The following is a 25,068-nucleotide window of genomic DNA, read 5'->3' as shown; positions in this document are numbered from 1 at the left end:
CGGCTACTTCAAATCCGGCAGCTTAAACCCTTCCAGGGCACTGGGCTCGGCCATGAGTTTTTCGATGTCGGCCACGGTGCGGGGGGCTTCGGCGGAGAGATTTTCGTAGCCGGTGGCGGTAATTAGCGCATCGTCCTCGATGCGGACGCCGATGTTCCACCACTTGGGGTCGCAGGGCGAGCCGGCGGGGATGTAGATGCCGGGCTCGACGGTGATGACGTTGCCGGCCATCAGCGGGCCGTAGCTGCCCCGGTCGTGCACGTCGAGGCCGAGGTAATGGCTGGCGCCGTGCGGGTAGTACTTGCGCAGCTCGTCCTTCTTCTTGATGATGCCGAGCTTGATGAGGCCGGCGGCTACCACGTCCTGCGTGGCTTTGTTGGGCGCGTTGAACTCAGCGCCGGGGCGGCAGGCAGCAAATCCGGCTTCCTGGGCAGCCAGCACCAGTTCGTAAATCTGGCGCTGGGCCGGACTGAACGTGCCCGACGGCGGCACCGTGCGCGTGACGTCGGCGGAGTAGCCGTGGTACTCGGCGCCGCAATCCATGAGCACCATATCGTTATCGAGGCGCAGGCGGTCATCGGTTTCGTAGTGCAGGATGCAGGCATTGGCCCCGCCGCCCACGATGCTGGGGTAGCCCTGGAACTCGGCCCCGTAGCGACGGTACACGTATTCGTGCAGGCCCTGCACTTCCATTTCGCCCATTTCGGGGCGCAGCAGCTTCATCACCTCGCGCTGGCCCATGGCGCTGATGCGGACGGCACGGCGCAGCAGGGCCAGTTCCTCGGGGGTTTTGATGGCCCGCAGCTCGTCGAGCTTTTCGCCCAGCGTGCTGTCGTCGAAGCGGCCGGGTGGGTGCGCGTCGATGGCGGCCCGGCGGGCGGCATCGCTGGTAGCGGCCAGATAGGCTTTTATTAGCGGAGCAGTGCCCAGGGCTGGGTTTTCTTTCACCTGGCCGGTGAGGTAGTCCGTCACACGCTTGGCATTGCGAATGCCATTGCGGCGGATAATATTGTTAAAAGCGGCGACGGCGGGGTTGTAGTCGGCGGGCACGCCGGCCTGCTGACGGAAGGTGGCTATCAGGTTGTGGAGGTCGGCGGAGTTGGCGAAGTCGTCGCGGGTGTCGGCCGGCAGGTCAGTGACGAGGACATGCTCGAAATCGGCCCACTTGATGCCGGCGTCGGCAAAATCTTTATTATCGGCGGCAAATTGCAGGGCCAGCTGGAACTTGGCCCCACCAGCGCCGAGGCGGCGGCCGGTCCACTGCTCACGGGCGGGGTTGCGCGGCTGGGTGAACAGCGCTTCGGTTACGCCGGCCTGCCCGCCCACGGTGCGCGGCTCCTTGAACAGGAGCAGCACGGCATCGGGCTCCTCGTAGCCGGTAAGGTAGTGAAAATCGGGGTTCTGGTGGTAGACGTAGTCCACGTCGTTGGCCCGGTTGCGTACGGGCGCGGCAAATACTACGGCCACGCCGTGCGGCGGCAGCTGCGCCCGTAGCAGCTCGCGGCGCTGCTTGTGGAAGGCGGGCGTCAGGAAATCCGTTGGGCGGGCAGGCACCGGGGCTTCTGTTATCGGCTCGGGGATGGAAGCGGGGGTTTGGGCGGCAGCCGTGAAACCGGCCAGCACCAACCCACCACCAATGAGTACTTGCGCAGTTTGCCGCAACGGGCGTGGCGACTGTAGAAAGGAAAGAAACCGGGACCGCATCAGCGTCAGGCGTTAAGGGTAAATCAAGCAATGGTGCAAGGTAGCCGCCAACAGACAAAGCCAGCGCCGATACAGTTGCCTGAGAGGCAAACATATCGGCGCTGGCTTTTCGAGTAAATAGTATCAGGTATCGAGTAATTAGGCTGGTTCTGCTAATTACTCAATACTTTCTACTCAATACCGGAATCTAGTAAACGATGAAGCCCTGCTCCTTGGCCTTCTTCAGGACCGACATGATGCCGTTCTTGTTGATGGTGCGGATGGTGGAGGTAGCTACTTTCAGGGTCACCCAGGCGTCTTGCTCGGGGATGTAGAAGCGCTTTTTCTGCAGGTTCGGATAGAACTTGCGCTTGGTCTTGTTGTTAGCGTGCGAAACGTTGTTACCAACGCGGGTACGCTTGCCGGTCAAATCACAAACACGGGCCATGATATCGGAGGATTAAGAAATTACTAAAGCAGGGAAACGGGCCGCAAATATCGGCAAAAGTCTGGCATTCACCAAACACACCACCCTTATTTCTGGTCAGAAGCGCCCTGAACGCCTGGTTTGGCCCGAAAATTCCAGGGGCAATGGCGGCAGCCGCTCTGGCAGCAGCTGCCCCGGCGGCGGTGGTACTGCTCGGTGAAGACGAGGTAGCCCTCGGGCGTGTAGTAAAAATCGCCGGGCTGGAGCGGCTGGGGAACGGGCGTGGACATATTGCGGAATCAAAGTTACGGCCAGCGGCGTTGGAGCACATTCGGGTGATAACTTGTTGTTATTATCCCAAAGCCTTTTATCCTATGAAAGCACCTTTTTCGGTTGCGCTGCTGCTGGTTGGCGGAATGCTGGGGCAGCCCCACTTTGCGGCGGCCCAGGCTCCCGTTGTATTAACGGCGGCCACGGCCCCGGCGGGGGTGCGCCCGGCCCTGGCCCGCGAAGAAACGGCCTTGGCCGACCCGGTGCGAGAGGCATTGCGGACGCTGCCCCAGGCCAAGAAGAAGTTTCTGGCCGGCCTGCCCAACGGCGACCAGTTCCTGCTTTCCGTGCGGGTAATTGCCACCGACACCAGCTTCCGGCAGGTTTCGGCGCGGGTGCTGGGCTGGCACGGCACCACGGTGCAGGCCCTGCTGCTGCCCGGCGCCGCCGACTCGGCCGCGCCCACCGAGCCCACGCCCGTGAGCTTCCCCGAAACCGCCGTGGTGGACTGGCTGCTGCTGCGCGCCAGCGGCCGCGAAGAAGGCAACTACGTGGGCCGCTACACCGACACGGCCCGCCAAATGGAAGGCCTGCGCCTGCGCTAAACGGCGGGCAGCTCGGCCACGCATTCAATTTCGACCAGCGCATCGAGTGGCAGCCGCGAAACTTCGACAGTGGTGCGGGCCGGCCGGTGCTCGCCAAATATGGCTGCGTACACGGCATTCATGCGACTGAAATCGGCGAAATTCTTCAGGAAAACGATTGTTTTCACCACGTTGGCCAAGCTCAGGCCGCGGCTGGATAACACGGTATTCAGGTTGGCCAGGGCCTGGCGGGTTTGGTCTTCGATGTTGTCGGCCTCGATGCGCATGCTGGCGGGCACCAGCGGCGTCTGGCCCGAGCAGAAGACGAGGCCGCCCGCCACAATGGCCTGGGCGTAGGGCCCCACGGCCTGGGGGGCATCGGGGTGGTGCAGGGTTTCCATGTGCTGAGGTGCTGAGGTGATATGATGGCAATCGGGAGCGCGGCTGCTTTGTTTGTAATTTTGAACGGTTCATCGTTCTCACCACTCCCACCCTGCTTATGTCCGCCTCCCCCACCGCCACTTCCAGCCGCGCCGAGCAGCTCATGCAGCTCGAAGACCAGTACGGCGCCCACAACTACCACCCCTTGCCCGTGGTGCTGACCAAGGGCGAAGGCGTGCACCTCTGGGACGTGGACGGCAAGCATTATTACGATTTTCTCTCGGCTTACTCGGCCGTGAACCAGGGGCACTGTCACCCGCGTATTATCGGAGCGCTCACCAAGCAGGCGCAGCAGCTCACGCTCACGTCGCGGGCTTTTTTCAACGACCAGCTGGGCGCGGCCGAAAAGCAGCTGTGCGAGCTGTTTGGCTACGATAAGGCCTTGCTGATGAACTCCGGGGCCGAGGCCGTGGAAACGGCGCTGAAGCTGGCCCGCAAGTGGGGCTACCAGGAAAAAGGCATTGCCCCGAACATGGCCCGCATCATTGTGGCCGAGCACAACTTCCACGGGCGCACCACGGGCATCATTTCCTTCAGCACCGACGGCGACAGCACGGGCGGCTTCGGGCCCTACATGCCGGGCTACCAGGTGGTGCCGTATGATGATTTGGAGGCGCTGGAAGAGGCCGTGAAGGAGCCGCACGTCTGCGCGTTTCTGGTGGAGCCCATCCAGGGCGAAGCAGGCGTAATGGTGCCCTCGGAGGGGTATCTGAAGAAGGCAGCCGCCATTTGCCAGGCGCACAACGTGCTGTTTATTGCCGATGAAATCCAGACCGGGCTGGGCCGCACGGGCCGGATGCTGGCCTGCGACTACGAGGGCGTGGACCCCGATATTCTGGTGCTGGGCAAGGCCCTGAGCGGCGGCGTACTGCCAGTGTCGGCGGTGCTGGCCAATGACATTATCATGCTCACGATTCAGCCCGGGCAGCACGGCTCCACTTTCGGCGGCAACCCGCTGGCCTGCGCCGTGATGCGGGCCGCGCTGGACGTATTGCAGGAAGAAAAGCTGGTTGAAAACGCTTTTGCGCTGGGCGAAATCTTCCGTGAGCGGATGCGCCAAGTCCAGGCCAAGCGCCCCGAAGTGGTGGACCTGGTGCGCGGCAAAGGCCTGCTGAACGCGGTGGTCATCGTGCCCGCTGAGGACGGCCGCACCGCCTGGGACGTGTGCGTGACCCTGATGGAGCGCGGCGTGCTGGCCAAGCCCACGCACGGCGACATCATCCGCTTCGCCCCGCCGCTGGTGATTACCGAAGAGCAGCTGCACGCGGCCTGCGACGTGATTGAAGAGGTTATTCTGGCCTTCTAAGCGCAAGGTTTCGCGAGGTCAAAAGAGGTTTCGCGAAGTTTGCCTTTTTGTTGATTCGAATCGCCCACTTACCTTGCGAAACCTCCTTTAACCTTGCGAAACCTTGCGTTATCGTACTGGGAGCACCAGTCCTTTTTCGGTCCGGCCGATGTGGCCATCATCGGCGCGGGGCTGGTGGGGCTCACGGCGGCGCTGTACCTGAAGCAGCGCCGGCCCGCCTGGCGCGTGGTGGTGCTGGAACGCGGCCCGCTGCCCAGCGGCGCATCCACCAAAAATGCGGGCTTTGCCTGTTTTGGGTCGATTTCGGAATTGATTGAGCAGGAAAAGCGCGGCGACCTGCAGGCCGTGGTGGCGGCGCGCTACACCGGCCTGGCCCGGCTGCGCGAGCTGCTGAGCGATGCCGCGCTGGGCTACCAGCCGGTGGGCGGCTACGAGCTGTTCCGGCACGAAGAAGGCGCGCTGGCGACCGAATGCCGCGATAAAATCGACTATTTCAACGCCCTGCTGGCCCCGGTGGTGGGCCAGGCCCGCACCTTCCGCGACGCGAGCGACGAGGCCGGCCGCTTCGGCCTCCGGGGCGTGGGCACGCTGCTGAAGAACGAGTGCGAAGGCAGCCTCGACGCCGGCCGCATGATGCGCGCCCTGCTGGCCCGCACCTGGGCCGCCGATGTGCCCGTGCTCACCAATTGCGCGGTGGAGGCCGTGGAAACCTCGGCAGACGGCCAGCTGGTGAAGCTGGCCAACGGCGCCGCCGTGGCGGCCGGTCAGGTGCTGCTGGCCACCAATGCCTTCGCCACCGAACTGGCCCCCAGCCTGGCCGTGACGCCCGGCCGGGGCCAGGTGCTCGTGACCGAGCCGCTGCCCGACGTGGCCTTGCCCGGCACTTTTCACTACGACCACGGCTACGCCTACTTCCGCCAATTGCCCGACCACCGCATCCTGCTCGGCGGGGGCCGCAACCTCGATTTTGCCGTTGAAGCTACCACCGCGCCCGGCATCACGCAGCCCGTGCAGCAATACCTGGAAAACCTGCTGCACGACGTCATCCTGCCCGGCCAGCGGCCTCGCATCGACTACCGCTGGAGCGGGGTAATGGGCTTCGGGCCGGCCCTGGCGCCCATCATCGACTGGGTGCGGCCGGGGGTGCTGGCCGCCGTGCGCTGCAACGGCATGGGCGTGGCCCTGGGCGCCGGCACCGGCTGGCAGGCCGCGCAAAAACTGGTCGCCGGGTAGCGGAAACCGGTTAATATTCGTACAGTTCAGCAACCATTTCTCTTCCGGCTTTTTCTATGCCTTTTGCTACGCGCCTTCGTTTGTTTAATTCTCATTTATTGGCCTTGCTGGTGGTTTGCGCCGGTCTGGCTAGTGGCTGCCAAAGTAGCCGGGCCGGCTTTTCGTTTCAGCCCGCACCGGGCCGGGCGCGGGTGGTGGAAACCACTGGGGCAGCAGCTTTGGAGCCGGACGCACCGATTGTAGCCCAGGAAGCAGCGCCGGCCGTTTCTTCGCCCCGGCCCATGGCTGTGCAGCCGGTGGTCAGGCGGCGGTTGGTGCTGCGGCAGCCGTCGAAACAGGCCGTTGGCGCGCCCGCGGCCAGCACCGTTGTGGCGCGTATTCCGGCTGCAGCGCATCGGCGGGCGCTGCTGGGGCGGCCGCGCGCCACGGCCGAGGCCGGGCTGGGTACCACCGTTTTGGGGATATTGGGTCTGGTGGCGCTGCCCATTGCCCTGATTGGGCTGGCCATTAGCGGCGGTGGGCTGGTGTGGGCCATTGTGGCGGGGGCGGCGGCGCTGGCCGTGCTGGTGGCATACCTCGACCCGTTTGGGCGGCGGTAGGGTTTTCGGCCGAACTTTGCGGCGGCGTTTTGCTTTGTACAGAACGTTTGTTTTCTATTCCTCACGCCCCGGGCGCCCGCCTGACGTTACCCTTATATGCTCCCTACTCACCGCCCCCGCCGCAACCGCAAGTCCGAAGTAATCCGCGATATGGTGCAGGAAACCCGCCTCACCACCCACGATTTTATCTACCCGCTTTTCATCACCGAAGGCCAGAACCAGCAGACGCCCATCAGCTCGATGCCGGGCATTTTCCGCTTCACGGCCGACCGGGTTATTGACGAAGTGGGCGCTTGTGTGGAGCTGGGCATCAACGCCTTCGCACCATTCCCCAACATCAGCGAGGTGCTGAAGGACCGGCTGGCCCGCGAGAGCACCAACCTGGAAGGCCTCTACCTGAAAGCGGTGGCCGACATCAAGCGGCAGTTTCCGGAGGTCGTCATCATGACCGATGTGGCGATGGACCCCTATAGCTCCGACGGCCACGACGGCGTGGTGGACCCCGACTCGGGCGAAATCCTCAACGACGCCAGCCTGGAAATCCTCGGCCAGATGGCCCTGGCCCAGGCCCGCGCCGGCGCCGACATCATCGGGCCGAGCGACATGATGGACGGCCGCGTGGCCTGGATTCGGCGGGTGCTCGACGAGAATGCGTTCAGCCACGTCAGCATCATGAGCTACACGGCCAAGTACGCCTCGGCCTTTTACGGCCCCTTCCGCGACGCACTGGCTTCGGCCCCCAAGCGCGGCGACAAAAAGAGCTACCAGATGAACCCCGCCAACAAGCGCGAAGCCCTGCGCGAGCTGGCCCTCGACGAGGCAGAAGGCGCTGATATGGTGATGATAAAGCCCGCCCTGAGCTACCTCGACATCATTCATTCGGTGAAAGAGCACACCCACCTGCCCGTGACGGCCTACAACGTGAGCGGCGAGTACGCCATGGTGAAAGCCGCCGCCCAAAACGGCTGGCTCGACGGCGAGCGCACCATGATGGAAGTGTTGACCAGCATCAAGCGGGCCGGGGCCGATGCCATCCTGACCTATTTCGCCAAGGAAGCGGCCGCCGTGTTGCGCCGCGGCTAAGCCAAAAGTGGTTCCGGCAGGGCTCGAACCCGCATTGGCTGGTTCGAAGCCAGCTGTCCTATCCATTGAACGACAAAACCAGTAATTCAGACAAATGTATTGGCGGCTGCCGCTTCCCCCATGATTATTCGCCCCGCCACTGCTGCCGACCTGCCCGCCATCCTCGCTCTGGTGCGGCGCGTGGTGCCCCTGATGAACGCCAGCGGCAACTTTCAATGGACCGGGGACTACCCGAACGAAGCTGTTTTCACGTCTGATATCGAACGCAACCACCTTTGGGTGGCCGAGCTCGATGCCGGTGTGGCCGGCGTGGCGGCCCTCACCACCGACCAGGACGAAGAATACGCCCAGGCCGATTGGGACGTAACCGAGCCCGCGCTCGTCACGCACCGCCTGGCCGTAGACCCGGCCACGCAGGGAAAAGGGGTGGCCCTGGCCCTGATGGAGCAAGCCGAAAAACAGGCCGTAGCGCAGGGCCTACGCTTTTTGCGGGTCGATACCAACTCCGAAAACGCCGCCACCCAGCGGCTTTTCCCGAAGCTGGGCTACCGCTTTGCAGGCGAAATCACGCTCGGGTTCCGGCCGGGGCTGCGGTTCTTCTGCTACGAGAAGCGGCTCGGTTAATCCCATCTGCTATGGGCTGTTTACTGAAGGTGATGACAGCGATGTTTCTCACGGCTGGCGCGTTGCTGTGGCTTGTCTTTTTGGGGCAGCTTTATGAGAAAATGGTGCATCCCAATCAGAAAAATCTCAACGGGGAACAATTCTTCCTTATTGGTCTGGTTCTAGCCTTTTTCACCGTAATTATTTGCTTGGGATTGCGCAGCCGCTCAGCCCCCTGATTACGGCTTCGAGCCCGATTACTGCCCAAACGGCCACCGCCCCAGCCGCCGGCTCCAGAGCAGGAACGCGCCCGTGCCCAGCGCCATCATGCCCAGCGCGGCTACCTGGAAATAGAGTTTAAAATGCAGCCCGCCCCACGTCACTTCGGCCGGCGCAATGCTCCAGAACACGAACAGCCACACGACGATGGCCACGATGACGGGCAACGGATACAACGGCATTTTGAACGGCAGGGTCGCCGTGCCGCGCCGCTTCCGAAGCAGCATCAGCCCTACGGCCTGGCCCACAAACTGCACCAGAATGCGCATGGCCAGGATGGCCGAAATCACTTCGCCCAGCCGGAACAGCAGGCTGAACACGAAGCCCACGCCGCCCAGCAGCAGCAGCGACACGTAGGGGAAGTGCTTGGTGGGATGCAGCTTGCCAAACACGGGCAGAAACTCGCCATCGGCCGCCGCCGCGTAGGGGATGCGCGAGTAGCCCAACAGCACCGCGAATAGCGACGCAAACGCCACCAGCAGCACCATGCCCGTGGCTACCGTGGCGGCGGCTGGCCCATACAGCCGCTCCATAAATACGCTGATAATGAACTGCGACTTATCGCCCGCGCCGGCCTGCCAGCTCTGCACTTCCTGCCACGGGATGACGGTGCCCACGCTCCAGTTCAGCAATAGATAAAGCGCCGCGATGCCCAGAATGCTCAGGAAAATGCTGCGCGGAATCACGCGCTGCGGCTCCTTGATTTCGGCCCCCAGGTGGCACACGTTGTAGTAGCCGAGGTAGGAATAGATGGTTTTGACCGCCGACTGGCCCATGGCGGCCGACAGCAGCAGCCCCGGCAGCGCCGTGAAGCCGCCTGCCGGCAAAATATCGACGTGGTGGTTGGGGTGCGTGAGGCCGCCGAAAATCAGCCAGGCCATCAAACTCAGCACGCCCACCCACAGGGCCACGCCCAGCTTGCCAATGTCCTCGATGCGGCGGTAGAGCAGCACAATCAGCAACAAAACCACGGTGCCGGCCACGGCCTTGGGCTGCCACCACTCGGTCATCGGCACGAGGTAGCCGAAGTATTGGGCGAAACCGATGGCCCCCGACGCCAGCACCAGCGGCGACTGAATGAGCGTCTGCCAGACGTAGAGAAACGACATGAACCGGCCCCATTTCTGCTCGCCATACGCCAGTTTGAGGAAGCGGTAGCTGCCGCCGGCTTCGGGGTAGGCCGCGCCCAGCTCGCTCCAAATCAGGCCATCGACCGCCGCCAGGGCCGCGCCCACCAGCCAGGCCAGCAGGAAATTCGGCCCCATGAAGCCCATCACAAGCGGCAGGGTGACAAAGGGGCCGATGCCCACCATGTCAATCATATTTAAAGCAGTAGCTTGAACCAGGCCGAGGCGGCGCTGCAAAGTGGGTGCGGACATGAGGGCGAAAGTAGCCCACACGCGGCAGTGTGCCCCAGCAGACCCGGCCGGACATAACCAGCACGGAAGCCGCACCGTAAAGCCAGACAGGCAGTTCCGTGCTGCCGATGCTGGCCGCCACGGCAGCCAGCCCGACGAAAACATATGTGCACAGAGGCACCCGATGGCCACGCCAGCGCCCACCCGCCTCGACCTTTCCTTTTCGCGTGATGAAAATCCCCTCCCTCTCCGTTTGGCACCAGAAGCTGCTACTGGCCCTGTTGCTGGCCCCGCCCGCCGTTCAGGCCCAGGGCTACATGTCGATGGCGCCCACGATGTTTAGCACCCAACTGAGCTTTTCGGCCGTGACGGCTGGCATCGGCAATGATGCCGCGAGCACCAAATCGTCTAAAACAGCAGGTAGAACCAGCTTATCCTACACGCCGACCCCGGACCTGAAACAAAAAACCGTGCAGGGCTACGTGGACCGGCTCAAAACCAAAAACCCCGCCGCCTCGCAGGCTGTGGCCACCAACTTCGGGCCGGGCAAATACGACTACGGCACCATTTACCAGGGCCTGATAAAGGGCTACAACCTGCGCGACAACGACGCCGTGGACGCCATGACGGCCTATATGGTGCTGGGCTGGATGATAGTGAACAACGTGCAGAACGACCAGGCCGTGACCGCCGCCATGGTGCAGGGCGTGCGCGCCCAGCTGGCCCCGCGCCTGAGCCAGAGCCCGCAGCTGACAACTCCCGGCGCGGCGGCGCAATTAGGCGAAGAGATGAAGCTGCAATTCGTGGTGGTACAAGGCGGCTGGCGGTCCGCTATCAAGGAAAACGCCCTGCCGGCCTACCGGCAGGGGATTGCAGCGCTGCTCAAAAACCAATATGGCCTGGATATGGCCGCCCTCGCGCTCAACGACGCGGGATTTGCCAAAAAATAATACGATTGTCTCCGGCCTGAAGCTGACTAACCGGAAGCATTCATTTTGTTTTTTGATTGCTTGCTTCCGGCATGCTTGCCAGCCCCCGCGCCAACGCCGGGCCGTTTTCCTCCGTACTTGCGAGCCTATGGCCGATTCCAACGCATCCAAGCTTTCCCTTTACGGCGGCATTGCCGCCAACATCGCCATTGCCGTCAGCAAGTTCGTGGCGGCGTATTTCACCGGCTCGTCGGCCATGCTTTCCGAGGCCATTCACTCCCTCGTCGACACCAGCAACAGCGGCCTGCTGCTCTACGGCACCCACCAGAGCCAGCGCCCGCCCGACGCCGAGCACCCCTTCGGCCACAGCAAGGAGCTGTATTTCTGGGGCCTGATTGTGGCCGTGCTCATCTTCGCCATCGGCGGCGGCATGTCGTTTTATGAGGGCATCAAGCACATTCAGCACCCCGAGCCGCTCGAATCGGCGGGCTGGAACTACGTGGTGCTGGGCATTTCCCTCCTCTTCGAAGGCCTTGCCTTTTACCTCTCCATTAAGGCCCTGCTGGCGCAGTCGAGCGCCGATGTCGGCTTCGTGAAGATGCTGCGCACGAGCAAGGACCCGGCGGTGTTTGCCTCCGTCATGGAAAACCTGGCGGCCCTCATCGGCTTGCTGCTGGCCATGGCCGGCGTGTTTTTCGGGCACTTGCTCAACAATCCGTATTACGACGGGGCCGCTTCCATCGCCATTGGCCTGCTGCTGATGCTGGTGGCCGTGTTCCTGGTGAACCGCACCAAGGGCCTGCTGGTGGGCACCGGCGTCGATGCCGCCACGCTGGCCAACCTGGAGCGCATTGCCCGCGCCGAGCCGCGGGTGCGCGACATCCGCTCGCCCCTCACCATGTACCTCGGCCCGAACGACGTGATGCTGGCCCTCGACGTGGACTTTGCCGACGACCTCACCTCGGGCGAAGTGGCCGCCGCCGTCGAGCATTTGCAGGACGCCATCCGGGTGGAGCACCCCGAGGTAAAGCGCATTTTTATTGAGGCCAAGAACCTGGCGAAAGCCGCCGGGGAGTAGCGCGGACTTTGTGGTCCGCGAGTGGAACCGTTGGACTCGCGGACTGCAAAGTCCGCGCTACAGTAAGCGCCACCTTAACCAAAAGGCAATTTTTCAGGTAAAGGAAGCATGCGCCCGCCACAGCTACCGGGCTGACGCGGGCAGCCGCATGTTCCACGCAGCTTCCTTCTCATGGCAATTCTTACTTCTGAAACCAGCCCATTCCGCTCCTTTTGGTGGGGCGGCTACGAGTGCACCGACCAGCTCAACGCCTTCGGCAACCGGGTCGATTTCCTGCCCCTCACCGGCCATTTGCAGCTGATTGACGAAGATTACGCCGCCCTCGACCCGTTCCAGGTGCGCACCGTGCGCGAGGGCATTCGCTGGGCCCAGATTGAGAAAACGCCCTACCACTACGATTTCAGCACCGTGCAAACCATGCTGGCCGCTGGCCAGCGCCACGGCATCCAGCAGGTCTGGGACCTGTGCCATTTCGGCTTCCCCGACGACCTCACGCCGCTGCACCCCATGTTTGCCCGGCGCTTTGCCGCGCTCTGCCGCGCCTTCGTCGATTTCTACCGCAGCCAGCGGCCCGACGACGTGCTCATCGTCACGCCCATCAACGAAGTCAGCTTCATTTCCTGGCTCGGCGGCGATGCCCGGGGCACCGCGCCCTACTGCAACCACCAGGGCTGGGAAGTGAAATACGGCCTGATGCGCGCCTACATCGAAGGCGCCCATGCCCTGCGCGAAGCCGACCCCAGCATCCGCATGCTCACCACCGAGCCCCTCGTCAGCATCGTGCCCCCGCTGCGGGCTACCTCCCGCGAGCGCCGCGAGGCCGCGGAGGCCCACCGCAACCAGTTCCAGGCCACCGACATCCTCAGCGGCCGCCTGTGCCCCGAGCTGGGCGGCCACCCCGACTTGCTCGACATCGTGGGTTTCAACTATTACTACGACAACCAGTGGCAGCTGCACCCGCACTTCAAGCTGGGCTGGAATGACACCATGCCCGACCCGCGCTGGACGTCGCTGCGCAACCTGCTGCGGGCCGCCTACAAGCGCTACCGCCGCCCCTTCGCCGTCACCGAAACCAGCCACCCCGGCATTGACCGGCCCCTTTGGCTGCGCATGATTGCCGAAGAATGCGCAGCCGTGCTCCGCGAGGGCCTGCCGCTGCAAGGCGTCTGCATCTACCCCATCATCGACCGGCCGGACTGGGACCACCTCGACCAGTGGCACCAGTCCGGCCTCTGGGATGCCGACCTTGGCCGGCCCGGCCCCGCCCGCGTGCTGCACCAGCCCAGCGCCGAAGCCCTGCGCGCAGCGCAGGCGCTGGTAGCCGGGGCCGTGCCCAATCGCCGGCCCCGAAAGGCTTTGGTGCTTTAGCACCGTAGCGCGAACTTTCGCAAACCCGAGTTGCGGAGCAGCATTTTCAGCCGCAAAGCGGCGACACATTGGTAGTTCATTGGAGGGAAATAGCTCCAGAGCCACAAAGCGGTGGCACTTTTCTCAGCGAAAGTGCCGCCGCTTTGTGGCTCTCATCCAACGCATACCGGGTTTTACTACCAACGTATCGCCGCTTTGCGGCTAATAGACCAATCCAAAACGTGGGTTTGCTACGCCCGGCCGACAGCCGTTATGCCCGTACTTTTGGCCTGTGACTGCCACGGCTTACCTGTCTTCGCCCCTTGGTTCCATCGCGCTCATTGGCACCGATGCGGGCCTAAGCGCCGTGAGCTTCCTGGATGATAGTTGCCACGCCGGCCGCCGCCGTACCCGCCTGTTTGCAGGAAGCGCACCGCCAGCTGCAAGCCTATTTTGACCGCGAGCTGCGTGAGTTTACCCTGACCTACGCGCCCGCCTTCGGCACCGATTTCCAGCGGCAGGTGTGGCAGGCGCTCACCGGCATCGGCTATGGCCGCACGGCGTCCTACCTCGACGTGGCCAGGGTGCTGAACAACCCCAAGTCCGTCCGGGCCGTGGGCGCGGCCAATGGCCAGAACCCGCTGGCCATCGTGTGGCCGTGCCACCGCGTCATCGGGGCCGATGGCAGCCTGACGGGCTACGCCGGCGGCATGCACCGCAAGAAGTGGCTGCTGGAATTCGAGCAGTCCACGCGGCAGGGCGGCCTGTTTGGGTGAGGACGTTCTGTTAAATGCAGAAATGCTTAGCCTTGGGTTTACAATTGCTATGCGCCCACCAGTTGAAGCAGCCCTTTATAAATAACATTGTGCTGCCAATACAGCTGCAACACCATGGGAATGTGGTGCCGGCCGGGAATAATGGTATAAGGCGCGGGCTGCCCAATGGCCTTCAGCCTATCCCGAAACCGCCCCGAGCTGCCGCTGATGCTGGGGTACGTTTCCCCGCCGATGTAAAAGATGAACGGCGGCATGCCCGGCTTAATCTTGTAGATAGCCGACTCCGCCTTCCACACCGCCGGGTCTTTGCCGAAGGGCACGAGGTACTGCGCGTCGCCCTCGTACTTCATTTCCTTGAGGTAGCTGTACATATCGAGCCCGGCGGGGTCGTCCATTATCGCGCCGCGCACGGGGTTTTGGGGCAGGCCGTTGGCGGCCAGCAGGGCATCATCGGTGGCCAATAAAGCCGCCAGGCCGCCCCCGGCCGAATGACCCATCACGAACACGCGCTGCGGGTCGCCGCCGTATTGCCTGATGTTGTTCACCGTCCAGGCCAGGGCGCGGGCGCAGTCGGCGGCCTGCTCGGGCACGTGCACCGGCGGGGCCAGGCGGTAGTTGATGAGCACCGCCACCACGCCCTGCCTGGCCAGCCGCCGGCCGATGAAGGTGTAGATGTTCTTGTTCCCGCTCGTCCAGCTGCCGCCGTGAATAAACAGCACCACCGGGTAGCCCACTCCATTTGGCGCCGCTTTTTTGGGCGAAAACACGTCCAGAATGTGCCGCTCCTTATCAAAATCGGGGGCGGTGGCCGGCACGTAGGCCACGTCTTTGGTGCGGTAGCTGGGGCGCGCCATCGCATATTCGCTGGCCAGCACCACTACCAAAACGGCCAGCAGCACGGCCACGGGCGTCAACAACAGGAAACGACGCATGGGGAGGAAAGAAGGGAGGTGGAGCTTAGAACCACCGCTAACCGGCGGGGTGGCCCACGTACGCCCGGCCGCCCACTTCAGTTTGCCGGCCCGTTCACTGAAGGCCGCTCCGCTGCCGTGGCGGCATTGGCTTTATCTTTGTCAGAAACCCCGCCGGGCCGTTTTTAAGGGCCGTCAGGTTTCATCAATTATTTATTTTTCGTCTTCGTGCAGATTTCCGCTTCGTTCAAAACTGTTTCGCAGGCGCTGGCCGCCGTGCTGCTGCTGGGCCTGTTGCTGGCCGCCCCCGCCCAGGCCCAGCGCAAAGGCCACACCACCGTGGCCAACCCCGACGGCAGCCTGGCCACCACCGCGGCCGGCCCGGCCAAGCCCGCCCGCCTGCAACCCCTGTTCGGCGGCCTCACCCCGGCCCAGGCCACCCAAGTTATCGGCGAGGCCCAGCTCAAAGCCATTGCCGCCAGCTTCACTAATAAAGACGAAGCCAGCGCGTTTTTCACCACCAAAGGCTACGATTATCTGCGCGAAAACAAGCCCGACACGGCCACCTACCGCTTCAACCTGGCCTGGCTCCTCAACCCGCAGAATGCCGAAGCCTATCGCGGCTTGGGCATCATCGCCAGCTCCCAGCCCTCGCCCGATGCCGCCATCGGCCTCCTGGCCAAGGGCCTGGCCCTCTCGCCCGGCAGCACCCTGCTCATGAGCGACCTGGGCGCCAGCTACCTCATCCGCTACGGCCAAACCAAGAAGAAAAAAGACCTCACCGCCGGCATGGAGCTCCTGCAGCGCGCAACTGCCGCCGAGCCCACCAACGCCGTGGCCTGGCAGCAGCTGGCCCGCGGCCTCTACTACCAGGAAAAATACCCCGAAGCCTGGGCCGCCGTGCACAAAGGCCAGAGCCTGAGCGTCACCAGCCTCGATTTCGACCTCATCACCGACCTGCTGGCCAAGCTGCCCGACCCCCAGGGCACCTTCAAATAAAGCCGGGGCCACAGACGGATTTCAGCCGTTTGGTCGTTACTCGCCGTATGGGCGGTTTTCCTCACCTTCATTTGAATAGTATGCGGATTCGCGCAATGATTTTTGGCGTGTTGGTGGCGGCCAGCCTTTTCAGCGGCCACGCGGCCATGGCCCAGTATCACTACCAGGTGCGCCACTACAATCACAAGGGGCGGCCCTTCTACCAAGGGCCGCTGCACGTCACGCTGGGCGGCGGCACGGCCTTTTACGACGGCGACCTGGGCCGTAGCCCCGGCAACGATTTTCTGGGGCCCGCCATTAGCCTGGGCGTGCTCTACCGCCTCACCGCGCACCTGCACCTGGGCAGCGAGTTTTCTTACTTCAAGATGGGCGCCCACGACAAAGCCCCGGAGCGCGGCCTGGCCTTCACCAGCACCAACGGCATGGGCACGGTTTTCCTGCGGTTCGATTTGCTGCCCGATGAGTCCATATTCGCGGCCTCGACGGCGGAAGCACCCATCTTTCAGGTGTACGTGCAGGGCGGGGCCGGCCTGCTGCTCTACGACCCACAAGCCTACATCGGCACGGCACGGGCCAACTCCAACACCTCCTTCCTGGCCCCGGAACGCAACGACTACCCGGCCATGGCCGGCGTTGCGCCGGTGGGCCTCGGCTTCGCCGTGCGCCTCACCGACCAGCTGCGCGCCAACCTCGAAGGCAATTACTACTTCACCACCACCGACCAGCTCGACGACATCAACGTGCGCCTCGGCGGGGCTTCCCTCAACAACGACGGCTTTGCCACGCTCATGCTAAAGCTGGATTATTCCATCAAATAAGCGGTTCGTAATTAGCCCAAAAAAGAGCACCTATTCTTTCACGAAGCGCTGACGGAAGGTTTGCTGCCCGTCGCTCACGCGGATGAGGTACATGCCCTTGGCGAGGCTGCTCACGTCGAGCGTGCCGTTGCCGTTGTAGCGGGCCGTGCCAACGGCTGCCCCGCGAACATCGGTCACGCGCACACTGCTGATTTCGGCATCGCCGCCCAGCATCGGGTGCAGTTCGTTGGTAGCAGGCACCGGATACAGGCTGAGGGCATGGGCGGCATCGGCCAAAGCGCCGGAGAGGCTGGCGTTGGCGGCCGGGCTGCTGGTGCTGCCGGTGCCGGTGTTGGCAACGAGGGCCGCGCCGGTGGTCACGCCCACGGCATTCCAGGCATTGGTCACGGCCGTTACCTGGGTCGAACCCATACCGTACAGGTCGGTAGCGGCCTGGATGGAGTAGGTGCGCGCCTGCTCATAAGTCGAGCTGGCCACCATGTACACGTCTTCCATGCGGAAGGTGATTTTGGCCGCGGCGTTGATGCCAATGCCGGGCACGGTGTAGGCCACGCCCTTCTCGTTGGTGCCCGACTTACCCACCGAAATCAGGTAGTACCAGTAGTTAATCACGCCGGAGTTGGTGTGCACCCCGCCGTTGTCGGAGGTGCCGGTGTACCAGTTGATGCCCTTGTAGTAGTCGGGCTGGCCCTGCGATTTGGGGGCGCTCATGGAGCGCAAGGCCGCCTGCTGCTTGTCGATTTCCTCGCCAATCAGCCAGGTGCTTTTTACTTTGGCCCCGCTGGAAGTCACGCCCAGGGTGGTCACGGCATAATCCTCGATGCTGGCACCCCAGATGTCGGAGAGGCCTTCGTTCATGGCGCCCGACTCGTTGGAATAAGTCTGGTTGGCCGGATTCTCACACACGGCGTGGCCGATTTCGTGGCCGCATACGTCCATGGCTGTCAGCGGGCGGAAGCGGGTGGCCCCGGCGTTGTAGGTCATGCGCGTGCCGTCCCAGAACGCATTTTCGTAGCTGCGGCTGTAGTGCACGTAGCTTTTGATGCTGGCCCCGGCGTTGTCGTAGGAGTTGCGGGCGTGCACGTTTTTCCAGTAGTCGTAGGTGCACTGGGCGCCCAGGTGGGCATCGCCGGCTACGTTGTCGAAGTTGGCGTTGTTGTATTCGGCGGCGGTCCAGTAGTTGTCGGCATCAATGAAATCGACGGCCCGGTTGTACTGGGTGCCCTTCTTCATGTTGTAGGTCTGGATGCCACTGCCGCGCGTGGTTTCGCGCAGGAAGTAGCCGCCCGTGGTGGTGCCGTCGGCCACGAAGCGGGTGCCGCTGTAGGCCGTAGCGAAGGTGCCCGTAGCGCCCGCGTGCTTGATGATGTTGTCCTGCAACACCACCTCGCCGGTTCTGGCGTCCACGTAGATGTAGGCGCGGCTCACCGGCTCCTGGGCGTAGATGTCGAATTTCCAGGCCAGCACCGGCTGGTCCTTGGCGCTGCCTTTGGTGGCCAGCTCATTGCGCACAATCACCAGCTCGCCCTGGGGGTAGTAGGTGGCAGCCGAATTGTTGGTTTCCTGCTTCAGGCCGGCTTCTTCGCCTAGGTCCTGCCACATGTATGTGGTGGCGCCCGCAGCCCACATGGGCCAGCGCGCGTTTCAGGGCCGCCGAGGCACTCAGGAAGGCGTAGTATCGAAATCAACAAGTTTCTCGAAATCGCCGCTGATGCTCTCAATCGTGCCTGCCCTGGCGGCAATTATGAATTTCGCATTTAATAAGATGAAACATACTTATTAAATGCGAATAAACTTACTTATTGCTGAAAATTTTATTACAAATACCCAAATTGCACACACCACGGGCAAAATAAACTGCATTCACGCAACTCGAATCCGCCTTTAAACATGAACATCAGGTGAGCGGCTCAATCGGTCCGTTTTTTGCTAACGGGGTTTCTCGCTGAGATAGTCGGCGGCCAGCGTGGCCAGGGTTTTTACGCCCAACGTCAGGCCGCTTTCATCGATGCGAAAACCGGCCGTGTGGTGGTCGGCCGTGGTGGCGGGGTCCTGGCCTTTGGCCATGCCGCCCACGAACAGAAACAGGCCGGGCACCTTCTCCTGGTAAAAGGAAAAGTCTTCGGCGCCGGTCACGGCCTTGATTTCGCGGACGTGGGCCGGGCCGGCCGCGGCCTGCAGCGTGGGCAGCATCCGGGCCGTGAGGGCGGGGTCGTTGGTGGTCACGGGCACGTAAGGGTCGATGGTGACGTCGGCCGTGGCGCCGGCGCTTTCGGCAATGTTGGTGGCAATGCGGCGGATGGAAGCCCATATTTGCTTCTGCACCTCCGGGTTCAGGGCCCGGATGGTGCCCGACATCTCCACATCGGGCGGGATGACGTTGTAGCGCACGCCGCCGTTGATGGTGCCGACCGTGACCACGGCGGCGTCGTCAATCAGCTTCACCTGCCGGCTCACGATGGTTTGCAGGCCCATAATAATCTGGGCGGCCGTCACCACGGGGTCCACGCTGTTCCAGGGGTAGGCCCCGTGCGAGCCCTTGCCATGCACTTTGATGGTGAACCGGTCAGACGAGGCCATTTCGCCGCCGGGGCGGTAGGCCAGGTTACCCACCTCGGTTTGGGCGTTGATGTGCACGCCGAACACGGCATCCACCTTGGGTTTGTCGAGCACGCCTTCCTTCACCATGAGCCTGGCGCCGCCTTCCACACCGGGCAGCGAGCCTTCCTCGGCGGGTTGGAAAATAAACTTCACGGTGCCGGGCAGGTCGTTTTTCACCTGACTCAGCACCTCGGCAGCGCCCATGAGCATGGCTACGTGGGTGTCGTGGCCGCAGGCGTGCATCACGCCCACGGACTGGCCCAGGTAGGTGGTCGTGACTTTGGAAGCAAAGGGCAGGCCGCTGGTTTCGGTGAGGGGCAGGCCGTCCATATCGGCGCGCAGGGCCACCACGGGGCCGGGCTTGCCGCCGCGCAGAATGCCCACCACGCCGGTGCGGCCCACGCCGGTCTGCACCTCCAGGCCCAGTTTTTTGAGGTGCGCGGCGATGAGGCCGGCCGTGCGGGTTTCCTGGTTGCCCAGCTCGGGGTGCTCGTGAATGTCGCGCCGCCAGGCGATGACCTTGCTTTCTTCCTGGGTGGCCAGTTGGGCGATGCGGGCATCGAGGGCGGCGTTTTGGGCCTGGACCGGGCTGGCCAGTAGCAGGGCCAGGCCAGTTGAAAAAGCGGGGATATAATTGCGCATGAAGAAAAAGTAGGGTGCGAATGATTTCGGCGCGGCACATTTTGGCCGGTTAGCAATGTTACGCCAGCGTTGCTGACTAGCGCGCTACTGTTCAGCCTCTGATGTATTTTTGTGCTTTATAATTTGTTAATTCTCCGATTGCTTCTATCTCGTGGCCACACTCCTCAAACCTCTTGACTTCCCCCAAACTGCCAGCCGGTCACGGGAAAATCATTCGGAAACGCAGTCCTGGCCCGTGGCCTGGGCGCAGCCGGGCTTTCGCCTGCGGCTGGGGCTGGTGGTGGCATTGCTGCTGAGCCTGCTGCCGGTAGTGCCCGGGTTTTACCACTTCATTCAGGCGCGGCCCGGCCGGCTGCTGGCCGACCCCCTGCTGGCGCTGCTGCCGGTGCACGACGTGTCGGTGCCCACCTTCACGCTGATTTATGGCGCCATCGCGGCCACGCTGGTCTACCTGCTGCCCCGGCCGCAGCTGCTGCTACGGGCCTTCTGGGCCTATTATTTCCTGCAATTGCTGCGCATGGGCACGCTGTGGCTGCTGCCGCTGGAGCCCCCCACTACCCTGCTCATCCTGCACGACCCGGTGATGGACCGCATTTTTGAGGTGACCACCCAGCCCATTGTGCGCGACTTGTTTTTCTCGGGCCACACCGCCACCATGATGCTGCTGGCGCTGGCCGGCCGGGGCCGCGCCTGGCGCTGGGTGCTGGGCCTGATGATGGTGGCCGTGGGCCTGCTGGTGCTGGTGCAGCGCGTGCACTACTCCTACGATGTGCTGGCGGCGCCGTTTTTCGGCTGGCTGGCGTATTGGCTGGCGGGCCGGGTGGTGCTTGGTCAGGCGCCCAAGCCGGCCGCCTGATGCCAGGCTAATTCGACCAACTCGTCATTTACCGAACAAACAAAAAGCCCTGCCGGACCGGCAGGGCTTTTTGTTTGGGGCCAATATTCAGCCGGCTATTTTTTGGCTCGGCTGGCCCGCAGACGTTTCAGGCCATACGCCCCACCGGCGGCCAGCAGCAGCGAAACGCCGCCATCAATGGGAGTATCGGTGGGAGTAGTGCCGGGCGTGGGGCCACCCGAGCCGGGCTGGGCCACCGCAGCGGCAGCCGTGAACAGCACGCATCCGACCGTGGCGTAGATGGCGCGTAAGAGAAAGGTTTTTTTCATCAGAAAGGCTATTTGAGGAAAACTGAATAAGAAAACTTCGGCATCAACCCAGACCGGAAAAGCCGGCCTGGGTTGTGTTACCGACCATTTGCTACTCTACCACCACGCGCTTCACTACCTGGGCCGGGCCACCGGTCAGGCGCAGTGAGTACACGCCGGGAGTGAGGCCCGACACATCGAATTGCGACGAGGCACCAGCAGCCGTCACCGTCAGGGTGCGCGTGGATACGAGCTGGCCGAGCTGGTTGTAGAGCTTGGCCGATACGGCGGCGCGGCCCATTTCGGCGGGCAGCATCAGCGTGAAGCTGGCATGGGCCGGGTTGGGGTAAAGCTGCACCATGTCGGCCAGGGCGGCGGCCGTGGTGGCCGTGGGGCTCAGGGCCGGGCCGAAGTACAGGCTGAACCGACCAGCCAGCGACGTTACCTGCGTGGTGAACGTGTAAGTAGGCTGCTGGGCCAGGTTGATGCGCGCCCCGGTCTGGGTATCGAGCAGGAACACCTGGTTGGTGCCGCCGAAGTTCAGCAGGTCCACCGCGTTCAGGGTGTAGGTGCCGGCCACGGGCAGGCCCACGTTCAGGGGTACCGTGACGGGCGCCGTGGCGAGGGGCATCAGGCCATTAATCGACAGCTCGTCGCCGGCAATGATGCTGCTCAGGTTCAGGCCCGTGGAGTTGGGAATCTTGTAGGCATCGAAGCGCGGGTCGAAGGCCGCCGTGGCGCCTTGCTCAAAGTATACCGTCGTTTCGTCGATGAGCGGGCTGCTGCTTTGCAGGCGCAGCTTCACCATGGGGCGGGTTTCGGTGGTTTTGTTAAAACTCGGAGTAGCGCCGAAAGTGGTGACGCGGGCCGCGTTATTCAGCGCAAAGCTGCCGGGGGTGCCGGCCGTCGTCACGCGGGTGAAGAATCCCTGCATGGCCGCCACCTGCGGCGTACCCACGCCGTTGACGTAGCTGCGGTACTGGCCTACGTACTGGCCGGTGCTCTGGTACACGTAGATGGCGTCGTCCACGTTGGTGCGCGTCACGCCGGCCGTCTGGCTGAAGTCGACGGGCGACGGGTACGGGTTGCCAAGCAGCTGCCAGCCGCTCTGGGCCAGTGCCCCGCGAGTAAGACTGCCGCGCGTCACCACGCCCGTGTTCAGCGTGCCGGTCAGGTCCACCACCGAGCTGGCCCCGATGTTCACGGTGTAGCCGGTCAGCAAGCCCATGGGGTCGCTGGCCAGGGGCACGAAGAAGCCCTGGTCGAACGCGGCTACCGAGTTGGCGGCCAGGGTCACGCGGCTCTGGTCGTAGCCAAACACGTTCGGGAACGGCGTTACGTTGGCCGGTATCGGGGCCGTGTTGTAGGTGGTGTTGAATATCGGGCTGAAGCCAGCGGTGCCAGTGGTCAGGTCGGCCAGCGTCCCGTTGGTCAGCGGCGAGCTGTAGTGGCGGTAGCCCGCGCCGGCGTTCAAGCTCGGGTCGATGGCGCGCTGCATGGTGGCCGGCCCAACCACGGAGCCGTTGGTATTCACTACCAAGGCAGTGCCAGCGGTCGGCGTCGAGAGCAGGGTCAGCATCTGGCCATTGGCCGTATTCAGGTTGCCATTGGTGAGGGCCAGGGTCTGGGCCACGCGCACGCCGCCGTTGTTCACGGTGAGGCCGGTGGCGTTGTTCACGGTCAGGCTGCGTACCTGAGCAGGCAGGCCCGCGCCGGTGGTCTGGGCTTCGCTGCCGTTGTACACATAGCTGGCATCGGTAGAGTAGCTGCGCGAGCCGGTGAGCTGAACAGCGCCGGTAGCACCCGTGGCAGTGAGGCCATCGGGGTTGCATACGCGTAGCGTGGCGCCGGCTTGCAGCACAAAGCTGCCGGGGCCGGTGATGGGCAGGCAGCTGGTGGCCAGCACGCCCTGGGTGCTCAGCGTGCCACCCGTTTGCACGGTCAGAACGCCATTTACCTGTACGGGGCCATTGAAGGAAGCTACGCCGGTGCTCGTGATGGTCACGTTGTTGTACGTGCCGGCATCAACACCCGTAGCGGTGCTCACCGTCAGGTCAGGGTAGGTAATGGTGTTGGTCGGGCCGCTGGCCGAACCGGTGCCGTTCCAGGGCGTTTGCACGTAAGGGAAGGCGGCGCGGAAAGTTGTGTCATTGGCTTCTACGCCGCTGGTGAAAGTCACTTGCCCGAGCAAGGCGGGCGTTACCGGCGAGGGGCTGGTGGGCGTGTAGTCATCAAACCACAAGCCAATAGCAGCCAGCACGAGGCCACCGGCAGCTTTTAGCTCAATCTGGTCCACGGCATCCTCCAGGCGGCGGCCGTTGGGGAAGCCGTCCATGTTGGGGATGCGCTGCAGCAAGGTAGGCCGGGCGGTGAAGCGCGGGTCGGTGAGGCCCAGCACGGCGGCTTTCAACAAGCCCTGGTTGCTGAAATCAGCCGAGTTGCGCGGGGTGGCGGGCACGGCCATGTTCAGGCGCAGCATGTCGCCACCGGGGTTGGCACGGCCCCCAGCCTGCAACGGCAGGAAGTTGTTGATGAACGGCTTGCCGGCCGTGAGCGGGTTGCCGGGCGTTTTGCCCGTGGCCAGCTGGTAAGGAATCAGGTTCGGCACGCCGGTGTGGAAGATGGGCTTCACGTCCACCGAGCGGGGCTTGCCAGCCACCAGCAGGTATTCGCCAAAGCCGCCCTGCGCAATGGGGGCCAGCGCCGTGCCAGCCACGTTGGGGCTGCCGGCCAGGCCGGAAAGGCCCGAAGCCTGGTTGCGGAAGTCGAAACCCGTGAAGGCATTGCCGCCCAGGGCCGGCTGCCCGGCCAGCGATTTGGTCTGGATGCGCAGCGCATTCAGGGCCGGCACGGCCTCACCGTAGAAGGTTTGGCCGTTGGCCTTGGGTGCGGCCGGAGCCACGGGCGTGTTGTCGGCCATGTACAGGTCCACTTCAGGGTTCGAGAGGTAGTCGTCGGTCACGGCGGCTTCGGCGTAGGGCGTGGTCGCGTTCCAGGCATCTTTGCCCCCGATGGGGTTAATCACCTCGTTGGTGAGCGGCATGCCCAGGCGCGATACCTGCACGTAGCCACCGCTGGCGCCCTCGCCCGTACCGGTGCTGAAGGTGCGCATCTGCGGCCGGCTGGCCGAGGCCCACACGCCAATCACGTAGTTGGGGTCAAGAATGTTGGTGGCTGCCGTCACTGGCTGACCAGTTTTTTGCAGCGTCGCAATCGGAATATTCAGCGCGATGGTGTGGCAGTTCTTGCGCGAGAGGCCATCGGTGGCCGAGCCGGGCCGCAGGCCGGCCAGGTCGAAAATAGCGCCCAGGTCGGCGAAGAACGGGTCATCGGCCGGGCCGCAGTATATCTGTTCGCCGCCGCCGCCCGTGGCCGGCGTAATGGCCGCCGTCCGCAGCGATTCATACGGCGCGGCTTGGTTCAAGCCGGCAGCACCGTTGATGGAGCGCGGTCCGATGTTGTTGGGCGGCACAACGCCGCTGGCCACGATGGTGGAAAACGTGGCGCCACCGTCCGTGCTTTTCTCGCAGAGGTAGGTGGTTTTCAGGTTTTGCTGGCCCAGCCGGATGTTGAAGAACGTGCTCGGGTCCTGGTTGGTGCGCGTGAAGGTGAACCGGTAGGTGATGTCGTCGCCGGCCGTCGTGCTCTTGTTCTTCACGTGCACTTCGTAGCGAATATTCTCACCGAACGTCGAATAGTTCGGCCCGCCCTGGGGCAGCTCGAAGGGAATATAGTTGGCGATGATGTTAATCCGGGTGCTGTCGTTGGGGTCGCGGAAGGCGTACAGGTCGGTGTTGTCGGCCAGCGGGTCTTCGGAAATCAGCGGGGCCTCGCGGTGCGAGGAAGCCTCCAGGGGAGTGTGCCGCACCTGGCCCCACAGGGCGAGGCCAACGGCCGCCGTGGCCGCCACGGCGGGCAGCATCACGAATTTACGTAAACGTTTAAAAGTCATTTGCTT

Annotated in this window: 24 protein-coding genes and 1 tRNA gene; 14 read left to right on the top strand and 11 right to left on the bottom strand. The window is 63.5% G+C overall.

All coding sequences use genetic code 11. From position 1 onward, the window contains the following. Positions 1-3 precede the first annotated feature (3 nt). The 3 genes from J4G38_RS20775 to J4G38_RS20765 all read right to left on the bottom strand — a co-directional run bounded on the left by J4G38_RS20775 (position 4) and on the right by J4G38_RS20765 (position 2,400). Positions 4-1,662: an aminopeptidase P N-terminal domain-containing protein gene (locus tag J4G38_RS20775; protein ID WP_226163617.1), complete on the bottom strand. Its 1,659-nt coding sequence runs from the start codon at positions 1,660-1,662 to the stop codon at positions 4-6. Between the two features lie 229 nt (positions 1,663-1,891). Then, entirely contained in the window at positions 1,892-2,131 is a 240-nt protein-coding gene (rpmB, locus tag J4G38_RS20770) for a 50S ribosomal protein L28 (protein ID WP_044003635.1), read from the bottom strand. A gap of 86 nt (positions 2,132-2,217) precedes the next feature. Further along, on the bottom strand, positions 2,218-2,400 hold the full coding sequence (locus J4G38_RS20765; protein WP_210514034.1) for a DUF5522 domain-containing protein: 183 nt from the start codon (positions 2,398-2,400) through the stop codon (positions 2,218-2,220). Between the two features lie 84 nt (positions 2,401-2,484). Between J4G38_RS20765 and J4G38_RS20760 the strand changes: the two genes are divergently transcribed. Continuing rightward, on the top strand, positions 2,485-2,985 hold the full coding sequence (locus tag J4G38_RS20760) for a hypothetical protein (protein ID WP_210514032.1): 501 nt from the start codon (positions 2,485-2,487) through the stop codon (positions 2,983-2,985). Here the strand turns inward: J4G38_RS20760 and J4G38_RS20755 are convergent. Next, the gene (locus J4G38_RS20755) at positions 2,982-3,365 is read right to left on the bottom strand and encodes a RidA family protein (protein WP_210514030.1); all 384 of its coding nucleotides are present in this window, start codon (positions 3,363-3,365) and stop codon (positions 2,982-2,984) included. The genes J4G38_RS20760 and J4G38_RS20755 overlap by 4 nt on opposite strands. Positions 3,366-3,463: 98 nt before the next feature. Here J4G38_RS20755 and rocD point away from each other — a divergent pair, with 98 nt between their 5' ends. From rocD to hemB, 4 genes are all read left to right on the top strand, one after another. Then, positions 3,464-4,711 (top strand): ornithine--oxo-acid transaminase, encoded by a 1,248-nt coding sequence (rocD, locus tag J4G38_RS20750; protein ID WP_210514028.1) that lies wholly within the window; start codon positions 3,464-3,466, stop codon positions 4,709-4,711. Between the two features lie 93 nt (positions 4,712-4,804). After that, a complete protein-coding gene (locus tag J4G38_RS20745) occupies positions 4,805-5,944 on the top strand; it encodes an NAD(P)/FAD-dependent oxidoreductase (protein ID WP_210514027.1) in 1,140 nt (379 codons plus the stop codon). 56 nt (positions 5,945-6,000) lie between these two features. Continuing rightward, entirely contained in the window at positions 6,001-6,543 is a 543-nt protein-coding gene (locus J4G38_RS20740) for a hypothetical protein (RefSeq protein WP_210514025.1), read from the top strand. Between the two features lie 96 nt (positions 6,544-6,639). Further along, complete coding sequence (gene hemB / locus J4G38_RS20735) at positions 6,640-7,626, top strand: porphobilinogen synthase (RefSeq protein WP_210514023.1); 987 nt, start codon at positions 6,640-6,642, stop codon at positions 7,624-7,626. A gap of 8 nt (positions 7,627-7,634) precedes the next feature. Here the strand turns inward: hemB and J4G38_RS20730 are convergent. Next, positions 7,635-7,706, bottom strand: a tRNA-Arg gene (locus J4G38_RS20730). A gap of 40 nt (positions 7,707-7,746) precedes the next feature. Between J4G38_RS20730 and J4G38_RS20725 the strand changes: the two genes are divergently transcribed. Together J4G38_RS20725 and J4G38_RS20720 are read left to right on the top strand one after the other, a co-directional pair. Beyond that, the gene (locus J4G38_RS20725; protein WP_210514020.1) at positions 7,747-8,250 is read left to right on the top strand and encodes a GNAT family N-acetyltransferase; all 504 of its coding nucleotides are present in this window, start codon (positions 7,747-7,749) and stop codon (positions 8,248-8,250) included. 11 nt (positions 8,251-8,261) lie between these two features. Then, positions 8,262-8,468 (top strand): hypothetical protein, encoded by a 207-nt coding sequence (locus J4G38_RS20720; RefSeq protein ID WP_210514018.1) that lies wholly within the window; start codon positions 8,262-8,264, stop codon positions 8,466-8,468. An 18-nt stretch (positions 8,469-8,486) separates the two neighbouring features. Here the strand turns inward: J4G38_RS20720 and J4G38_RS20715 are convergent, their stop codons facing one another. Next, positions 8,487-9,887: an APC family permease gene (locus J4G38_RS20715; RefSeq protein WP_210514016.1), complete on the bottom strand. Its 1,401-nt coding sequence runs from the start codon at positions 9,885-9,887 to the stop codon at positions 8,487-8,489. Between the two features lie 209 nt (positions 9,888-10,096). Here J4G38_RS20715 and J4G38_RS20710 point away from each other — a divergent pair, with 209 nt between their 5' ends. From J4G38_RS20710 to J4G38_RS20695, 4 genes are all read left to right on the top strand, one after another. After that, a complete protein-coding gene (locus J4G38_RS20710) occupies positions 10,097-10,816 on the top strand; it encodes a hypothetical protein (RefSeq protein WP_210514014.1) in 720 nt (239 codons plus the stop codon). A gap of 127 nt (positions 10,817-10,943) precedes the next feature. Beyond that, complete coding sequence (locus tag J4G38_RS20705; protein ID WP_210514012.1) at positions 10,944-11,873, top strand: cation diffusion facilitator family transporter; 930 nt, start codon at positions 10,944-10,946, stop codon at positions 11,871-11,873. Between the two features lie 171 nt (positions 11,874-12,044). Continuing rightward, entirely contained in the window at positions 12,045-13,241 is a 1,197-nt protein-coding gene (locus tag J4G38_RS20700; protein WP_210514010.1) for an amine oxidase, read from the top strand. A 359-nt stretch (positions 13,242-13,600) separates the two neighbouring features. Beyond that, complete coding sequence (locus tag J4G38_RS20695) at positions 13,601-13,996, top strand: methylated-DNA--[protein]-cysteine S-methyltransferase (RefSeq protein WP_317198219.1); 396 nt, start codon at positions 13,601-13,603, stop codon at positions 13,994-13,996. A 47-nt stretch (positions 13,997-14,043) separates the two neighbouring features. Here J4G38_RS20695 and J4G38_RS20690 read toward each other — a convergent pair whose 3' ends face one another. Then, a complete protein-coding gene (locus tag J4G38_RS20690) occupies positions 14,044-14,928 on the bottom strand; it encodes an alpha/beta fold hydrolase (protein WP_210514008.1) in 885 nt (294 codons plus the stop codon). 207 nt (positions 14,929-15,135) lie between these two features. Between J4G38_RS20690 and J4G38_RS20685 the strand changes: the two genes are divergently transcribed. Together J4G38_RS20685 and J4G38_RS20680 are read left to right on the top strand one after the other, a co-directional pair. Next, positions 15,136-15,906, top strand: a complete 771-nt coding sequence (locus J4G38_RS20685; protein WP_210514007.1) for a tetratricopeptide repeat protein — start codon at positions 15,136-15,138, stop codon at positions 15,904-15,906. An 80-nt stretch (positions 15,907-15,986) separates the two neighbouring features. Next, positions 15,987-16,724 carry a hypothetical protein gene (locus J4G38_RS20680; RefSeq protein ID WP_210514005.1) on the top strand — a complete coding sequence of 246 codons (738 nt, stop codon included), beginning with the start codon at positions 15,987-15,989 and terminating at the stop codon, positions 16,722-16,724. Between the two features lie 30 nt (positions 16,725-16,754). Here J4G38_RS20680 and J4G38_RS20675 read toward each other — a convergent pair whose 3' ends face one another. Together J4G38_RS20675 and J4G38_RS20670 are read right to left on the bottom strand one after the other, a co-directional pair. Then, a complete protein-coding gene (locus J4G38_RS20675) occupies positions 16,755-18,326 on the bottom strand; it encodes a M4 family metallopeptidase (protein WP_210514004.1) in 1,572 nt (523 codons plus the stop codon). 327 nt (positions 18,327-18,653) lie between these two features. After that, positions 18,654-19,967 carry an amidohydrolase gene (locus J4G38_RS20670; RefSeq protein ID WP_210514003.1) on the bottom strand — a complete coding sequence of 438 codons (1,314 nt, stop codon included), beginning with the start codon at positions 19,965-19,967 and terminating at the stop codon, positions 18,654-18,656. A 151-nt stretch (positions 19,968-20,118) separates the two neighbouring features. On the opposite strand from J4G38_RS20670, the gene J4G38_RS29025 reads away from it, so the two are divergent. Continuing rightward, on the top strand, positions 20,119-20,823 hold the full coding sequence (locus J4G38_RS29025; RefSeq protein ID WP_210514001.1) for a phosphatase PAP2-related protein: 705 nt from the start codon (positions 20,119-20,121) through the stop codon (positions 20,821-20,823). 95 nt (positions 20,824-20,918) lie between these two features. Here the strand turns inward: J4G38_RS29025 and J4G38_RS20660 are convergent, their stop codons facing one another. Beyond that, positions 20,919-21,131 (bottom strand): PID-CTERM protein-sorting domain-containing protein, encoded by a 213-nt coding sequence (locus J4G38_RS20660; protein WP_210514094.1) that lies wholly within the window; start codon positions 21,129-21,131, stop codon positions 20,919-20,921. A gap of 91 nt (positions 21,132-21,222) precedes the next feature. Beyond that, positions 21,223-25,062, bottom strand: coding sequence for a T9SS type A sorting domain-containing protein (locus J4G38_RS20655; protein WP_210514000.1), 3,840 nt, complete (start codon positions 25,060-25,062; stop codon positions 21,223-21,225). Between the last annotated feature and the right edge of the window lie 6 nt (positions 25,063-25,068).

The organism is Hymenobacter terricola (assembly GCF_017921975.2).
Lineage (GTDB): Bacteria > Bacteroidota > Bacteroidia > Cytophagales > Hymenobacteraceae > Hymenobacter > Hymenobacter terricola.
The sequence above is the reverse complement of the archived record's forward strand: the minus strand, read 5'-3'. Positions and strand labels throughout refer to the sequence as shown.

Bases quoted from the DNA above. Each gene is read 5' to 3' on its own strand.
- J4G38_RS20695 (WP_317198219.1), top strand. From the start codon at position 13,601: ATGATAGTTGCCACGCCGGCCGCCGCCGTACCCGCCTGTTTGCAGGAA.
- J4G38_RS20740 (WP_210514025.1), top strand. From the start codon at position 6,001: ATGCCTTTTGCTACGCGCCTTCGTTTGTTTAATTCTCATTTATTGGCC.
- J4G38_RS20755 (WP_210514030.1), bottom strand. From the start codon at position 3,365: ATGGAAACCCTGCACCACCCCGATGCCCCCCAGGCCGTGGGGCCCTAC.
- J4G38_RS20700 (WP_210514010.1), top strand. From the start codon at position 12,045: ATGGCAATTCTTACTTCTGAAACCAGCCCATTCCGCTCCTTTTGGTGG.
- J4G38_RS20680 (WP_210514005.1), top strand. From the start codon at position 15,987: ATGCGGATTCGCGCAATGATTTTTGGCGTGTTGGTGGCGGCCAGCCTT.
- J4G38_RS20715 (WP_210514016.1), bottom strand. From the start codon at position 9,887: ATGTCCGCACCCACTTTGCAGCGCCGCCTCGGCCTGGTTCAAGCTACT.
- J4G38_RS20660 (WP_210514094.1), bottom strand. From the start codon at position 21,131: ATGAAAAAAACCTTTCTCTTACGCGCCATCTACGCCACGGTCGGATGC.
- J4G38_RS20670 (WP_210514003.1), bottom strand. From the start codon at position 19,967: ATGCGCAATTATATCCCCGCTTTTTCAACTGGCCTGGCCCTGCTACTG.
- J4G38_RS20765 (WP_210514034.1), bottom strand. From the start codon at position 2,400: ATGTCCACGCCCGTTCCCCAGCCGCTCCAGCCCGGCGATTTTTACTAC.
- J4G38_RS20725 (WP_210514020.1), top strand. From the start codon at position 7,747: ATGATTATTCGCCCCGCCACTGCTGCCGACCTGCCCGCCATCCTCGCT.
- J4G38_RS20720 (WP_210514018.1), top strand. From the start codon at position 8,262: ATGGGCTGTTTACTGAAGGTGATGACAGCGATGTTTCTCACGGCTGGC.
- J4G38_RS20690 (WP_210514008.1), bottom strand. From the start codon at position 14,928: ATGCGTCGTTTCCTGTTGTTGACGCCCGTGGCCGTGCTGCTGGCCGTT.
- J4G38_RS20675 (WP_210514004.1), bottom strand. From the start codon at position 18,326: ATGTGGCAGGACCTAGGCGAAGAAGCCGGCCTGAAGCAGGAAACCAAC.
- rpmB (WP_044003635.1), bottom strand. From the start codon at position 2,131: ATGGCCCGTGTTTGTGATTTGACCGGCAAGCGTACCCGCGTTGGTAAC.
- J4G38_RS20710 (WP_210514014.1), top strand. From the start codon at position 10,097: ATGAAAATCCCCTCCCTCTCCGTTTGGCACCAGAAGCTGCTACTGGCC.
- J4G38_RS20760 (WP_210514032.1), top strand. From the start codon at position 2,485: ATGAAAGCACCTTTTTCGGTTGCGCTGCTGCTGGTTGGCGGAATGCTG.
- J4G38_RS20655 (WP_210514000.1), bottom strand. From the start codon at position 25,062: ATGACTTTTAAACGTTTACGTAAATTCGTGATGCTGCCCGCCGTGGCG.
- J4G38_RS20705 (WP_210514012.1), top strand. From the start codon at position 10,944: ATGGCCGATTCCAACGCATCCAAGCTTTCCCTTTACGGCGGCATTGCC.
- rocD (WP_210514028.1), top strand. From the start codon at position 3,464: ATGTCCGCCTCCCCCACCGCCACTTCCAGCCGCGCCGAGCAGCTCATG.
- hemB (WP_210514023.1), top strand. From the start codon at position 6,640: ATGCTCCCTACTCACCGCCCCCGCCGCAACCGCAAGTCCGAAGTAATC.